Here is a 13,902-nt window from a genome sequence, read left to right as displayed (position 1 = left end):
GGGTCGGAGACAGCACGAGACTTAGGGGCGACGCCGGTGGATTTCAATGTAGTTGAACGCCACGAGACGCTGGTGGCCGGAACGGTGCTACGCAGCCCGGCGCTGGCGGTCGAGGGACCGCGCCGCGCCAAGGTCGAGGAAGCCTGGAAACAGAACCTCGCCCGCAGCCTGCCCGGGCCACCCGCGACCGCGTATGTCGATCACGCGCCCGAGATCGGCTCCTATCTGACCCATATCGTCGGCTACCGCTGTGAAAGCCTGAACGACCTGCTGCCGGGCGATGTACTCGCCCGGATTCCCGCGGGCACCTTCGCGCGCTTCACCCGCTCCGGCGACAACCTGGGCGACACCATCGCCTCCATCTGGCGCACGGTATGGGATCTGGAAGCCTCGGGCACGTTGACCCGCGCGTATACCGGGGATTTCGAACGGTATCCGGATCCCCGGACCGTGGAGGTTTTCGTCGCGCTGCACGCCGGCGCGGAGGGGTAGGGGCTGTGGATTTCGAAATCATCACCCTCGACGGGTTTCTCGTCGGCGGGCTGACCATCCCGCTCGCGGGCCGCGAGGTCACCGCGCGGGATCTGGATCTGGTGAACTTCACCTGGGACCGCTATCTCGCCCGCGAGAAGAAGGCCGGGCGCGTCGCGGCCTATATCGGGCAGAACGATCACGCCGTGGCGGTTCTCGGCTATGAACTCACCGGACTCGACGACCTCGACACCGGTGACGTCCTCACCCGGATCCCCACCGGCCGCTACGCCAAATTCGTGGTCTCGGACAAGCCCTACGACCTGCTCCGCACCGCGTGGGCGAAGGTCGCCAAGGCCGAGAACGCCGGAACCATCACCCGATCCCACACCGCCGAGATCGAGCGCTATACCGGCCCGACCTCGGTCGAGGTCTACGTCTCCCTCGACTGACGCTGCCGACAGCTTCCAAAAGCCAAGGGCGGGACCGCGAATCGCGGTCCCGCCCTTCCCTCACCCGGTGGTGATCGCTACTTACTCGGCGCCGATGATGAACGCTTCGAGCTGCTCACGGGCGACATCGTCGGCGAGCTGCTTCGGCGGGGACTTCATCAGGTAGGCCGAGGCCGGGATGACCGGTCCGCCGATGCCGCGATCGAGGGCGATCTTGGCGGCGCGGACGGCGTCGATGATGATGCCGGCCGAGTTCGGGGAGTCCCACACCTCGAGCTTGTACTCCAGGTTCAGCGGCACGTCACCGAAGGCGCGGCCCTCGAGACGCACGTACGCCCACTTGCGGTCATCCAGCCAGCCCACGTGATCGGACGGGCCGATGTGCACGTTGCCCTCGCCCAGATCCTTCTTCAGGTTGCTGGTGACGGCCTGGGTCTTGGAGATCTTCTTGGACTCCAGGCGCTCCCGCTCGAGCATGTTCTTGAAGTCCATGTTGCCGCCGACGTTCAGCTGCATGGTGCGGTCCAGCTGCACACCGCGGTCCTCGAACAGCTTGGCCATCACGCGGTGCGTGATGGTCGCGCCGACCTGGGACTTGATGTCGTCGCCGACGATCGGGATGCCCGCGTCGACGAACTTCTGCGCCCACACCGGATCCGAGGCGATGAAGACCGGCAGCGCGTTGACGAAGGCGACGCCCGCGTCGATGGCGCACTGCGCGTAGAACTTGTCGGCCTCTTCCGAACCGACCGGAAGGTAGGAGACCAGGACGTCGACCTTGGCATCCTTCAGCGCCTTGACCACGTCGACCGGCTCGGCCTCGGACAGCTCGATGGTCTCGGCGTAGTACTTGCCGATGCCGTCCAGGGTCGGACCGCGCAGCACGGGCACATCGGCCGGCGGCACATCGGAAATCTTGATGGTGTTGTTCTCGCTGGCGAAGATCGCGTCGGAGAGGTCGAAGCCGACCTTCTTCGCGTCGACATCGAACGCGGCGACGAACTTCACATCGCGGACATGGTAGGGGCCGAACTTGACGTGCATGAGACCCGGAACGGTCGCGGTCTCGTCAGCGTCCTTGTAGTACTGCACACCCTGAACCAGGGAAGACGCGCAGTTACCCACACCTACGATGGCCACCCGAACTTCGGTGTTGTTCTCACTCATGGCCGCTATTTCCCTCTTTCTGTGGTGCCGCCTTCGTCGATTGCTCCGCAGCAATCAACTCGTTGAGCCAGCGCACTTCGCGCTCGCTTGATTCGAGACCGAGCTGATGGAGCTGGCGGGTGTAGCGATCGAGTTGCCCGCTGGCTCGTTTGATCGCTTCCCGCAGTCCTTCTCGGCGCTCTTCGACCTGCCGTCGCCGGCCTTCCAGAATCCGCATCCTCGCTTCCGCGGGGGTGCGGCTGAAGAAAGCCAGGTGAACGCCGAAGCCGTCGTCGGTGTAGTTCTGTGGTCCGGTATCGGCCAGGAGTTCGGCGAACCGCTCCCGCCCGAGATCGGTCAGCTGGTAGACCCGCCGCGCACGCCGCGTGGTCAACCCCGGTGGAATCTCTTCCGCGATAAGGCGATCGGTCTGCATGCGCTTGAGGGTCGGATACAGCGACCCGTACGAGAAGGCCCGGAACGGGCCGAGCAGACCGGTGAGCCGCTTGCGCAACTCATAGCCGTGCATCGGAGATTCGAGGAGCAGCCCGAGGATTGCCAACTCGAGCACCGGGCCTCACCCCCTCCTGACTGTTGTCTTCAGACCTAACCGATGGATGCAGTTACAAACTATATCGCGCCGATATATTTAGCCACACGAAGCCGGGATCGGGGTGTCTGACGTAACCCTGAGAGTCCATCAGGGGAGTGCGAGGGGCGTGCCGCCGCAAGTACTCTGGGTCGCGTGCGAATACAGCGGCAGGTAGTGGACTATGCGCTCCGGCGCCGGTCGCTGCTGGCCGACGTCTACGCGGGCCGCGTGGACGTCTCGTCGGTGTGCGATGCGAATCCGTACCTGTTGCGTGCGGCGAAATTCCATGGGCGGGGGAGCGAGGTCACATGCCCCATCTGCCGGAAAGAGCAGTTGACTCTCGTATCGTGGGTCTACGGTGACGCTCTGGGACCGGCCGCCGGCTCCGCACGCACGCCGGAAGAGCTGATCCGGCTGGCCGAGACGCGCGAGGAGTTCTCGGTGCACGTGGTCGAGGTGTGCCGGACCTGCAGTTGGAACCATCTGGTGCAGTCCTATGTGGCGGGCCAGGCCCCCGCGCCGGGCCGCCGTCGTTCCGGCGCCCGCCGTCGCGCGGCCGAGTGAAGGGCCGCACCGACTGCTGAATACGCGGGTACACACGTGCCCGCAGCGGCCAACTGCCGCAAGGACCCACCACCCCGGGCTAGGACCGTAAGTATCGAGTAGCTATTGGAGAGCCAGGCTGTGACATCGCCCTATGACGACGGACCGCACGGCGGCCGCCCCCAGCGTGGCGGTTCGCAACCCGGCCCCGGCGGATATCCGCCGCCGCGACCGCAGGGTCCGCCGCCAGGAGCGCGCCAGCCGGGCATGGGCCCGGGACAGCCGGGCCGTCCGGCTCCCGGCGGGCAGCCCCCGCGCGGACCGCAGGGTCAGCCGATGCGCGGCCCGGTACCGCAGGGCCAGCAGCCCCCGCGCCGTCCGGGTCCGCCGCCGCAGGGCCGGCCCAATCCGGACGCGACGCGCAAGCTGCCCGCACCCGACGCCACCCAGAAGGTGAACACCGGCAGTCGCCAGGCCGTGCCCCCGCATCTGCAGCGGGCCGCGACTTCCGATCGCGCCGAACGGGTTTCCGACCGCAATCCGCGCGTGCAGGCTCGCGCCGGCGCGGGCGTCGCCGACCGCACCCGCAATGACGACCGCACCCGGCCGCCGTCGGGCCCGAATCCCGCGGCCGCCCGGCGTCCGCAGGGTGGCACCGCGGGCGGTCCGCCGCCGCGGCGTCCCGGCGGTGAGGGCCCCGGCGGCAGCGGAGGCGGCAGCCGTCGCCCGAAGCGCAGGTCGCCGTGGAAGATCGTCCGCCGCGTGGCGTACGTGCTGATGGCGCTGTTCCTGGTCACGCCGAGCACCATCTTCCTGATCGCCTACTCGACCGTGGACGTGCCCAAGGCCGGTGACCTGAAGACCAATCAGGTGGCCACCATGTTCATGGCGGACGGCACCTCGGTGCTGTCCAAAGTGGTTCCGCCGGAAGGCAACCGGACCGATGTGACCATCGACCAGATCCCGCCGCACGTGCGCAACGCGGTGATCGCGGCCGAGGACCGGGATTTCTACACCAATCCGGGCTTCTCCATCTCCGGCTTCGTGCGCGCCGCGCGTGACAATGTCATGGGCAAGGCCAGCGCCGGTGGTGGTTCCACCATTACGCAGCAGTATGTGAAGAACGCGCTGGTCGGTGATGAACGCTCGCTCAGCCGTAAGCTGCACGAGCTGGTCATCTCGGCCAAGATGGCGCGGCAGTGGTCCAAGGACGACATTCTCACCGCGTACCTGAACACCATTTACTTCGGTCGCGGCGCGTACGGCATCGACGCGGCGGCCAAGGCGTACTTCGGCAAGAAGGTCTCCGAACTCGATCCCTCCGAGGGCGCGATGCTGGCGGCGACGATTCAGCAGCCGTCCAACCTGGATCCGGAGAAGAACCTCAAGGGCGCGCAGACGCGGTGGAACTATGTGCTCGACGGTATGGTCGCCGGCGGTAACCTGCCCGCCGCGCAGCGCGCGGGAATGCAGTACCCGCAGGTGATTCCGGCCGCGCAGGCCGCCGGTGACAAGACCATGGACAGCGGTCCGGAGGGTCTGATCAAGACCCAGGTGCTCAAGGAACTCGAGGCCGCGGGCATCAGCGAGCACGAGCTGAACACCGAGGGTCTGCAGATCACCACCACCATCGATCAGAAGGCGCAGCAGGCGGCCGTCGATTCGGTGAACAAGACCATGGACGGTGAGCCGGACATCCTGCGCACCGCGGTGGTTTCGGTGGATCCCAAGACCGGTGCGGTGCGCGCGTACTACGGCGGCACCGACGGTCAGGGCTATGACTTCGCCAATGCCGGTCTGCCGCCGGGCTCGTCGTTCAAGGTGTTCGGCCTGGCCGAGAACCTGGAGATGGGCAAGCCGCTGTCGACGCTGTACGACTCCTCGCCGGTGACGGTGAACGGCATCAAGATCACCAACGTCGAGGGCGAGCAGTGCGGTATGTGCACCATCGCCGAGGCGCTCAAGCGGTCGCTGAACACCAGCTTCTACCGCATGATGCTGGATATGCCGGGCAACGGCCCGCAGAAGATCGCCGATATGGCGCATAAGCTCGGCATCCCGGACACCATTCCGGGCGTCGGCAAGACCCTCACCGAACCGGATGGCAGCGGCCCCAATAACGGTGTCGTACTTGGTCAGTACCAGGTGCGCCCGCTCGATATGGCCTCCGCGTACGCCACCATCGCCGCCTCGGGCATGTACCGCGCGCCGCACTTCGTGCAGAAGGTCGTCACCTCGGACGGCACCGTCCTGCTCGATCGCGGCGAAACCGCGGGCGAGCAGCGGGTTTCGGCGGCCGTGGCGGATAACGTCACCGATGCCATGAAGCCCATCGCGGCCTGGTCGCGCAATCACAACCTGGCGGGCGGCCGGGATTCGGCCACCAAGACCGGTACCAACCAGCTCGGCGACACCGGCGAGAACCGCGACTCCTGGATGGTCGGGTTCACCCCCGAGCTGTCCACCGCGGTCTGGATGGGCACCGAACAGGGCGTGAAGCTGCGAAATGCCAACGGCGGCATGATCTACGGCTCCGGCCTGCCCGCCGATATCTGGAAGGGCACCATGGACGGGGCGCTCAAGGGCGTGCCGAACAGCAAGTTCCCCAAGCCCGGCACCATCGCCGGACAGGCGGGCGTGCCGTCCTGGTCGGCGCCGTACACCGCGCCCTCCACCACCGATTCGCCGGTGCTGCCGCCGGTGATCACCCAGAGCCAGGTGGAAATCCTGCCGGGTATCACGATTCCGGTGCCGGGGCTGGCCCCGAATCCGCAGAACCAGCAGCGAGCGCAATCGCAGCCGACGCAGGATCCGGGGGCGGGTCCGATGTCCGGTCAACCCGTCGCACCGGCAGACGGTTCACCACTGACCACCACACCCAGTACGGGCGGCGGGAACGGTAATGGGAACGGCAACGGCAATGGGAATGGCAACGGGAACGGCAATGGCAACGGGGCGCCACGCGGTCGGTAGCCTCGAGGCGTGATCGAGCAGGAAGTGACACACCGGTCGGCCGCCCTCGGCGAGCCGGCCGGTGCCGCACCGGAACCCGGCCCGTCCGAACCGGTGCGATACGTCTCCCCCGCACCGCTGGCAGCCGATCTGCGGTCGGCCGACGACCGCGACAAGCCCAGCCGCACCGATACCCTGACCGCGCAGCTGTGCGATCTGATCGGCGGGCCGGTCGGCGATCACGCGCTCATCGGACGGGTGCGATTCTGGACGCCCACGCGGGTGCTGCTGGCCTTCGCGGTGCTGTTCCTGGCGCTCAGCTGGTTCGGCAAGGCGGGCTGTATCCAGCAGGCCCCCGACGGCTCCGGCGGTATCGGCCTGGACTGGAACAACGGCCGCCAATACGTGGCCATGTGCTATTCGGACACGGTGCCGCTGTACGGCGCGGAACATTTGAACGAGGGCGCGTTCCCGTACAAGAAGCAGTGGACCGACTTCGGCTCCGACGGTAAACCGCAGACGCGCTACATGGAGTATCCGGTGCTGTCCGGGCTCTACCAGTACGGCGCCATGGGAATCGCCAAGGCGTGGAAGCAATCTCATCTGCCCGGCGCGCTGGAAGTGGTCATCTACTTCAACGTGGTCGCGGTCGGACTCGCGCTGGCGTGGCTGGTGACCATCTGGGCCTCCGCGCAATTGGCGGGGCGGCGGGTGTGGGATGCCGCGCTGGTCGCGCTGTCACCGCTGGTGCTGGTGCACGCGTTCACCAATTTCGACACCCTCGCAACGGCTTTCGCGGCCGGTGGACTACTGGCGTGGGGGCGGCGGCGACCGTGGGTGGCAGGCATACTGCTCGGGCTCGGCGGGGCGGCGAAGCTGTATCCACTGCTGCTGCTCGGCCCCATCCTGGTGCTGTGCCTGCGCGCCGAACGCTGGCGCGAGGACGAAAACATCTGGGGTGGAATGCGTCCGCTGCGGGCGGGCCTGTCCGCCGTCGCCGGGGCCGTGATCACCTGGCTGGCGGTGAACGCGCCGATCGCGGTGCTCTACGGCAAGGGGTGGCGAGAGTTCTTCCGGCTCAATACCGAACGGCACGCCGATCCGGATTCGGTGTACAACGTCATCACCTCGTTCACCGGCTGGAAGGGATTCGACGGCGCGCTGGATTCCGGGGCGACCCCGACCATGCTGAACAGCGTCTCGCTGCTGCTGTTCATCGCCGCCTGCGCGGGCATCGGCTGGATCGGCTTGACCGCCGCGCGGCGGCCGCGGCTGGCGCAGTTGGCGTTTCTGGTGGTGGCGGCGTTCCTGCTCACCAATAAGGTGTGGAGCCCGCAGTATTCGCTGTGGCTGGTGCCGCTGGCCGTGCTCGCGCTGCCGCAGCGCCGAATCCTGTTGGCGTGGATGACGATCGACGCGCTGGTCTGGGTGCCGCGGATGTATTACTACCTCGGCACCGACCACAAGGGCATACCCGAGCAGTGGTTCACCGGCACCGTCGCCATCCGCGATATCGCGGTGATCATCCTGTGCGGCTTGATAATCCGGCAGATCTACCACCCGGAGGATGATCCGATCCGCCGGGACGGCGTCGACGATCCGGCCGGAGGCATCCTCGACAGAGCGCCCGACCCCGACCACCCCTGGCTGCCGCCACTGCTGAGGCCGCGCCCGGCCGCAATCACCTAGTGCGACAACAGAATCCCCGCTCTCGACCGAGAGCGGGGATTCTCGCATCCGGCCTTCAGTGCAGGAAGCGGCCGAGCTGGGGTACGGCCTCGCCCGGGTGTTTGGCCTGGAAGCCTTCGCCGAGCGCTTCCAGTTTCCAGTCCTGGGTGCCGCCCTGGCGGTAGACCTTGGCCATCGCCATACCGGTGAAGGACATGCCGCCCGTCATCGTGTAGCGCGCCAGTTCGGCGTTGTTGGTGCCGTCCACCATGCGGCAGAAGGCATTCGCCACCTGTTCGAAGGTGTGACCCTTGTACGAGGTGACGATGAACAGCAGCGTGGTGACGTGCGTCGGGATGCGGGTCAGGTCGACCACGATCACCTCGTCGTCGCCCTCGCCCTCACCGGTGAGGTTATCGCCCTGATGCCGGATCGAACCGTCCTTGGAGGCCAGGCTGCCGTAGTAGACGACATCGACCGGGCTCATATCGGCGAACAGCACCACCGAGGCGTCCAGATCGATATCGGGCGCGCGGTTTCCGAACATGCCGCCGCGCTTGACCGGATCCCAGCCCAGGCCCATCTTCACGTAGCTGAGGGCGCCGCCGCCCTCCTTGCGCAGATTGATGCGCTGACCCTTGACCAGGCTCACCGACTGCCCCTTGGGCAGATCGCGATCCGCGCTCGGATCGGTGGCGGGACTGTAGGCGGGCGGCGCACCGCCGCCCTGCGGCGGATACCCCTGTGCCGGAGGCGGATAGCCCCCGGCGGGCGGCGGATAACCGCCCGCGGGCGCGGCCTGCTCGGGATACCCGCCCGTGGGCGCGGCCACCGGGGCGGGCTGGGACTGCGCCTGATTCACCTGCACGCCGTGATCGGTGACCAGCGCGGCGAATCCGCCCGCGTAGCCCTGTCCGACCGCGCGCACCTTCCAACCGCCCTGGCGCCGATACACTTCCAGCGCGATGACGATGGATTCGGTGTCCAGGCCCTCGATCCGGTACTCGAACAACGGATTTCCGCCGAGATCCGAGACCACGGCGACCGGCGCGGGCAGCCGTCCGAAGTTGTTGCCCGCCTCGTCCAGGGTGATCACGGCACGAATCTGCTCGATCCCGGCGGGCACCGCACTCAGTGAGATCATCAGCGCGGCAGGCTGGCCGGACGAACCCGGTTGCAGGTTCACCCCCGGCCCGCTGGGCTGATTGAAGAACACGAAATCGGCGTCCGAGCGGACCTTGCCGTGCTCGGTGACCAGGAGTGCGGACAGATCCGCGGGCGCGGCGATCTGCACGCTGATCACCACATCGTTCACATTCAAAGGACCGTTCTGGCCCTTCACCAATGCTGCGGACAAGGTCGACCCTTCGCTTGTCGGTGTTGTCGCTGCCACTCTACGAGAAATAGACGACCACGGGCGGCCACCCGATCGGTTAGGGTTGCCCGCAAGTTTCGAGTACGGGGAAATCCATTGGCGCAGCTGTTCGAGAAGTCCAAAAAGGTGATCGAGGCGCACCTGTCCGGAACCAGCCTGCGGGCTATCTCCGGGTCCATGGTCGCCTACGAGGGCAATGTGCAGTTCAAGAGCGCCGGTTTCGGCGGCGGTGACGGCCTGGTCGCGGGCATCAAACGCCGCGCGACCGGCGAATCGCTCTCGCTCATGGAGTGTTCCGGGCAGGGCCGGGTGTTCTTCGCGGTCAACGGCCAGCACGTGACCGTGGTGGATATCAACAACGAGACCCTGCAGGTGGAGTCGCAGCAGTTGCTGGCATTCGCCGGAAACCTGCGCACCAATGTGAGTTTCGCGGGTCTGCGCGGCGCGACCACGGGCGCGGGCCTGTTCACCACCACGGTGAGCGGTCAGGGTCAGGTGGCGCTGCTGTCGGCCGGTGGCCCGCTGATTCATCTGGAGGTGTCGCCGCAGTATCCGCTGGTGGTCGATCCGGATGCGTTCGTGGCCGCGCGCGGCAATCTGAATCAGTCCTTCGTCACCGACGTGTCGTGGCGCGATGTGATGGGTCAGGGTGGCGGGGAGGCGTTCTCGCTGCGCTGGGACGGGCAGGGCGTGGTGTTGATCCAGCCCGCCGAACGGTAGGGGCGAGAACATGTTCGAACAGGTCAACGCGAAAGTCGTGAAGGTCAATGTGGCGCAGTCCGGTGGTGTGATCGCGCGCACCGGGGCGATGCTCTTCTACACCGGCGATGTGTCGTTCTCACCACATCAGGTGCCCGGCGCGGGCGCGATGGGCGGTATGAGCGGGCTCGCCGGTATGGCCGGGCGCATGATGGCCGGTGAGCACGAGCGCACCATGCTGGCGCAGGGCAACGGTGAAGTGCATTACGGCTTCGCGGGTTTGGAGACCCACGTGGTGCAGATGCAGCCGGGCGCGGTGCTGCGCGTGGAAGCCTCGCGGCTGCTCGCCAGTACCGCCGGATTACAGAGTTCGGTTGTCTCGGTGGCGAGTTCGGGCGGCGGCTCGGGCGGTCGCGGTGGCGGCCTGATGGGCGCGCTGCGCGGCGCGGCGAGCGGAATGCTCACCGGCGCGGGCATGTTCACCACCCAGCTGTCCGGGCAGGGCAGTGCCGTCTTGCTCGCGCACGGCGGGTTCTTCGAACTACCGGTCGGCGGGCAGTACCCCGTCGTCGTCGACCCGCAGGCTTTCGTAGCGGCCTACGGGAATGTGCAGACGGAATTGAAAACCGCGTTGAGCTGGCGGGACGCGGTCGGCCGCGGGTCCGGTGAGGCTATGCAATTGCACTGCGCCGGCCAGGGCGTCGTGTACGTGCAAGCCTCCGAACAGAAGCTGTGAGACTGCCATGAGCACCCTTCTCAATCCGATGAATCTTGTTGAAAGCGATAATCTTCCGGGCAACGATTATGCCTACAGCATTGATCTGCGCCAACCGTGGTTCATGCGCCGGGGAGCGATGATCGCCTACTACGGGCAAATGGAGTTCCGGGCGCTGACTCATGGACTGCAGGGCGGGTTGCTACACATGGTGTCGCAACAGTTTTCAGCTCCATTATTCACCGGTGACTACGTGATTGCCGAAGGTCACGGAAAATTGATCATCGGCGATCGTGGTTACAACATCAACTCCTATGACCTGGACGAGGGCAATCTCACCATCCGTGCCGCGAATTTGCTGGCATTCGAACCGGGTCTGTCGCTGAATCAGTCCATCGTGCCCGGTTTTCTCACGCTCATCGGCACCGGCAGGTTCCTGGCGTCCTCCAACGGACCGGTCATGTTCGCCGAACCGCCGCTGCGGGTGGACCCGGAAGCGCTCGTCGGCTGGGCCGACTGCCCGTCGCCCAGTCATCATTACGACCAGCGCTGGGTATCGGGTTTCCTGGCCGCCGGGGCCGCGCGATTCGGCGTGAACTCAGGTGAGGAACGGCAATTCGACTTCACCGGCGCGGGTACGGTGCTCATCCAGTCCAGCGAGAAGATCATGGACGACTCGCATCTGGTGCGCACCATCGAGGGTCAGCTGCAGAGCGGCATCACCCCGACCGGCCTGCAGCGCATCCAGAGCGTGGTCACACAGCAACTGGGCGGCCAGCAGAGCTACTGAGCGCGTGACCGACACCGCCCGGGGCACACTGAACAGGGCACGCCAGAGGTTTGCTGCCATTACTGCGCGGCGCCGCTCACCCGTGGCAGGATCGGTTTCGTGAGCGACGGTGAGGTAGAACCCGCGGAAGCGCACGAACAGTATTTGCGCGCCTTCCGGCATCCCGCCGTGTCCCGGACGCAGCTCGAGGACCTCCTCGACGCCGTGAACGGCTTCCTGGACACCATCACTCCCGGCGAGGGTGAATTCGTGCCGCAGGGCGGCTGGGCGCCCGAATCCACCGCGATGGCATTCCAGATCGGGCGCGCGGTGGAGCAGGTGCTCACCGAACGTGAACAAGCCGAGCAGGAATTGTTGCACCGCCGTGACATTCGAGACCGGCTCGTAGTCGCGCTGGACGCGGTGCTGGACTGCCTGCGCACGCTGCCCGATCTCGCCGAGGCCGAGATCGCGCTCGGCACAACGGCTGTGAACGAGGGCTTCCAGGTCTTCGACGACGGATCGGTGCGCACCACCGTCTCCCAGGAGATCGGGGCCGATCTCGGTGCGCTGGAAGCGCGCCGGGTGGAACTCGACGAACAGATGACCGCCGCCGTCGCCGCGCGCACCGGATTGATCGAGGACACCACCGATCTGGTGCGCGACCGCCTCGGCGTCGCCGACGTCGGTATCCCGTGGGTGATCCTGGAGGCCACCAAGGGCGGCCTGGACGTATCCGAACCGTTCGAATTCGCGGCACACCATCTCCCCGACTGCGAATTACGGGAGCTGATGGTGCAGTTGGTCACCGATATCGAATTGGCGCGCACACTGGAAGAGGACGCGACCGCCTGACGCCGTTGGCTGCGGAGGAGAACGATTCGGTGAAGAAGCTCATCAATGATCCGGCCGATGTGGTCGACGCGGCACTGGCCGGAATGGCCGCCGCGCATCCGGAATTGCGCATCGACGCGAAACAGCGGCTGGTCATCCGGGCCGACGCACCCGTGCCCGGCAAGGTGGGCCTGGTGTCCGGCGGCGGTTCCGGACATGAACCGCTGCACGCCGGATTCGTCGGCCACGGCATGCTCGACGCCGCCTGCGCCGGAGAGATCTTCACCTCACCGGTCCCCGATCAGATCCTGGCCGCCACCACCGCCGCCGACGCCGGGGCGGGGGTGCTGCACATCGTGAAGAACTACACCGGCGATGTGCTGAATTTCGAGATGGCCGCCGAAATCGCCGCCGCCGAGACAGGGGTGCAGGTGATCTCCGTCGTGGTGAACGACGATGTGGCGGTGCAGGACAGCCTGTACACCGCCGGTCGGCGCGGTGTCGGGGCCACCGTCATCGTGGAGAAGATGGCCGGTGCCGCCGCGGCGGCGGGGCGGCCGCTCGTCGAGGTGGCCGGTATCGCCACCTGCGTGAGCGTCGAATCACGCAGTATGGGAATGGCTTTGACCTCCGGCACGGTGCCCGCCGTCGGACACCCCACCTTCGAACTCGGCGATGACGAGATGGAGATCGGCATCGGGATCCACGGCGAACCCGGCCGCCGCCGCGTCCCGCTCGCTCCCGCGCGCGATATCGCCGCCATGCTGGTCGAGCCGATTCTCACCGATCTGCCGTTCCAGCGGGGTGATCGCGTCCTGTGCTTCGTCAACGGCATGGGCGGGACACCGCTGCTGGAGCTGTACCTCATGTTCGACGAAGTGGCTCGACTACTGCGCGGTCAGGGTGTGGAAATCGAACGCTCCCTGGTCGGTTCGTACATCACCTCACTCGATATGGCCGGATGCTCGGTCACCCTCACCCGGCTCGACGAGGAACTCACGACACTGTGGGACGCACCGGTTCGCACCCCGGCACTGCGGTGGGGCATCTGATGCGGGTCGACGCGGCAGCCTGGATTCGCGCCTTCTCCGCGCTGATCGACGAGCACGCCGATGAACTGACCGCCCTCGACGCCGCGATCGGCGACGCCGACCACGGCACCAATATGCGCCGGGGCATGGCGGCGGCAGTTGCGGCGCTGGATGATTCGACGCCCGCCACAGCGGCCGAGATCTACAAGCAGACCGCCATGGTGTTGATCCGCACCATCGGCGGAGCGAGTGGCCCGCTGTACGGCACCTTCTTCCTGCGCCTCGCAACCGCCCTCGGTGCCGATCCCGAAACCTCAACCGGCATAACCGATTTCGCCCTCGCATTCCGGGCCGGACTCGATGGTGTCATCGCCCGCGGCAAAGCCGAGCCCGGCGACAAAACCATGATCGACGCCCTGGCCCCGGCCGCCGATGTGCTGGAGAAACAAGCGAGTACCGCCGACACCCCACAGGCGGTCCTAGACGCGGCGGTCGCCGCCGCCGAATCCGGCCGGGACGCGACCACACCCCTCACCGCCCGCAAGGGCCGCGCCTCCTACCTCGGCGAACGCAGTGCGGGACACCAGGATCCGGGCGCGACAAGTGCCGCCCTCCTCGTCCGGGCCGCCCGCCAGGCCCTGCGATGATCGGCCTG

Annotated in this window: 14 protein-coding genes; 11 read left to right on the top strand and 3 right to left on the bottom strand. The window is 66.8% G+C overall.

Annotation, left to right across the window (positions count from 1 at the left end; all coding sequences use genetic code 11):
- Positions 1 to 36 precede the first annotated feature (36 nt).
- On the top strand, positions 37 to 492 hold the full coding sequence (locus tag ACFC4D_RS40095; RefSeq protein ID WP_364636540.1) for a GyrI-like domain-containing protein: 456 nt from the start codon (positions 37 to 39) through the stop codon (positions 490 to 492).
- A gap of 5 nt (positions 493 to 497) precedes the next feature.
- On the top strand, positions 498 to 923 hold the full coding sequence (locus tag ACFC4D_RS40090; protein ID WP_375961237.1) for a GyrI-like domain-containing protein: 426 nt from the start codon (positions 498 to 500) through the stop codon (positions 921 to 923).
- 81 nt (positions 924 to 1,004) lie between these two features.
- On the opposite strand, the gene ACFC4D_RS40085 is transcribed toward ACFC4D_RS40090, so the two are convergent.
- Together ACFC4D_RS40085 and ACFC4D_RS40080 are read right to left on the bottom strand one after the other, a co-directional pair.
- The gene (locus ACFC4D_RS40085; protein WP_364636544.1) at positions 1,005 to 2,090 is read right to left on the bottom strand and encodes an inositol-3-phosphate synthase; all 1,086 of its coding nucleotides are present in this window, start codon (positions 2,088 to 2,090) and stop codon (positions 1,005 to 1,007) included.
- Positions 2,083 to 2,640: a PadR family transcriptional regulator gene (locus ACFC4D_RS40080; protein WP_364636546.1), complete on the bottom strand. Its 558-nt coding sequence runs from the start codon at positions 2,638 to 2,640 to the stop codon at positions 2,083 to 2,085. The genes ACFC4D_RS40085 and ACFC4D_RS40080 overlap by 8 nt, the downstream gene beginning before the upstream one ends.
- Positions 2,641 to 2,814: 174 nt before the next feature.
- Here ACFC4D_RS40080 and ACFC4D_RS40075 point away from each other — a divergent pair, with 174 nt between their 5' ends.
- From ACFC4D_RS40075 to ACFC4D_RS40065, 3 genes are all read left to right on the top strand, one after another.
- Complete coding sequence (locus ACFC4D_RS40075; protein WP_364636548.1) at positions 2,815 to 3,225, top strand: DUF5318 domain-containing protein; 411 nt, start codon at positions 2,815 to 2,817, stop codon at positions 3,223 to 3,225.
- Positions 3,226 to 3,981: 756 nt separating this feature from the next.
- Positions 3,982 to 6,177 carry a transglycosylase domain-containing protein gene (locus ACFC4D_RS40070; protein WP_376071510.1) on the top strand — a complete coding sequence of 732 codons (2,196 nt, stop codon included), beginning with the start codon at positions 3,982 to 3,984 and terminating at the stop codon, positions 6,175 to 6,177.
- Between the two features lie 93 nt (positions 6,178 to 6,270).
- Complete coding sequence (locus ACFC4D_RS40065; RefSeq protein WP_376071508.1) at positions 6,271 to 7,845, top strand: glycosyltransferase family 87 protein; 1,575 nt, start codon at positions 6,271 to 6,273, stop codon at positions 7,843 to 7,845.
- Between the two features lie 55 nt (positions 7,846 to 7,900).
- Here ACFC4D_RS40065 and ACFC4D_RS40060 read toward each other — a convergent pair whose 3' ends face one another.
- Positions 7,901 to 9,181: a TerD family protein gene (locus tag ACFC4D_RS40060; protein ID WP_376071377.1), complete on the bottom strand. Its 1,281-nt coding sequence runs from the start codon at positions 9,179 to 9,181 to the stop codon at positions 7,901 to 7,903.
- Positions 9,182 to 9,295: 114 nt separating this feature from the next.
- Between ACFC4D_RS40060 and ACFC4D_RS40055 the strand changes: the two genes are divergently transcribed.
- From ACFC4D_RS40055 to dhaL, 6 genes are all read left to right on the top strand, one after another.
- Positions 9,296 to 9,919 carry an AIM24 family protein gene (locus ACFC4D_RS40055; protein WP_364636552.1) on the top strand — a complete coding sequence of 208 codons (624 nt, stop codon included), beginning with the start codon at positions 9,296 to 9,298 and terminating at the stop codon, positions 9,917 to 9,919.
- A 10-nt stretch (positions 9,920 to 9,929) separates the two neighbouring features.
- On the top strand, positions 9,930 to 10,634 hold the full coding sequence (locus ACFC4D_RS40050; RefSeq protein WP_375961244.1) for an AIM24 family protein: 705 nt from the start codon (positions 9,930 to 9,932) through the stop codon (positions 10,632 to 10,634).
- Positions 10,635 to 10,641: 7 nt separating this feature from the next.
- Positions 10,642 to 11,403, top strand: coding sequence for an AIM24 family protein (locus tag ACFC4D_RS40045; protein WP_375961246.1), 762 nt, complete (start codon positions 10,642 to 10,644; stop codon positions 11,401 to 11,403).
- A 99-nt stretch (positions 11,404 to 11,502) separates the two neighbouring features.
- Positions 11,503 to 12,237 (top strand): hypothetical protein, encoded by a 735-nt coding sequence (locus ACFC4D_RS40040; RefSeq protein ID WP_364636558.1) that lies wholly within the window; start codon positions 11,503 to 11,505, stop codon positions 12,235 to 12,237.
- A 29-nt stretch (positions 12,238 to 12,266) separates the two neighbouring features.
- Entirely contained in the window at positions 12,267 to 13,268 is a 1,002-nt protein-coding gene (gene dhaK / locus ACFC4D_RS40035; protein WP_376071374.1) for a dihydroxyacetone kinase subunit DhaK, read from the top strand.
- Entirely contained in the window at positions 13,268 to 13,894 is a 627-nt protein-coding gene (dhaL, locus tag ACFC4D_RS40030) for a dihydroxyacetone kinase subunit DhaL (protein ID WP_376071505.1), read from the top strand. Before dhaK ends, dhaL begins: the two co-directional genes overlap by 1 nt.
- Positions 13,895 to 13,902: the final 8 nt, after the last annotated feature.

It is taken from the genome of Nocardia sp. NPDC056000, from assembly GCF_042269265.1.
Lineage (GTDB): Bacteria > Actinomycetota > Actinomycetes > Mycobacteriales > Mycobacteriaceae > Nocardia.
Note: the sequence above shows the minus strand (reverse complement) of the source record. Positions and strands in the feature narration are given on the sequence as shown.

What these genes read in the sequence shown, in the direction of transcription:
- ACFC4D_RS40050 (WP_375961244.1), top strand. Translation starts at nt 9,930, where the DNA reads ATGTTCGAACAGGTCAACGCGAAAGTCGTGAAGGTCAATGTGGCGCAG.
- ACFC4D_RS40070 (WP_376071510.1), top strand. Translation starts at nt 3,982, where the DNA reads ATGGCGCTGTTCCTGGTCACGCCGAGCACCATCTTCCTGATCGCCTAC.
- ACFC4D_RS40045 (WP_375961246.1), top strand. Translation starts at nt 10,642, where the DNA reads ATGAGCACCCTTCTCAATCCGATGAATCTTGTTGAAAGCGATAATCTT.
- dhaL (WP_376071505.1), top strand. Translation starts at nt 13,268, where the DNA reads ATGCGGGTCGACGCGGCAGCCTGGATTCGCGCCTTCTCCGCGCTGATC.
- ACFC4D_RS40085 (WP_364636544.1), bottom strand. Translation starts at nt 2,090, where the DNA reads ATGAGTGAGAACAACACCGAAGTTCGGGTGGCCATCGTAGGTGTGGGT.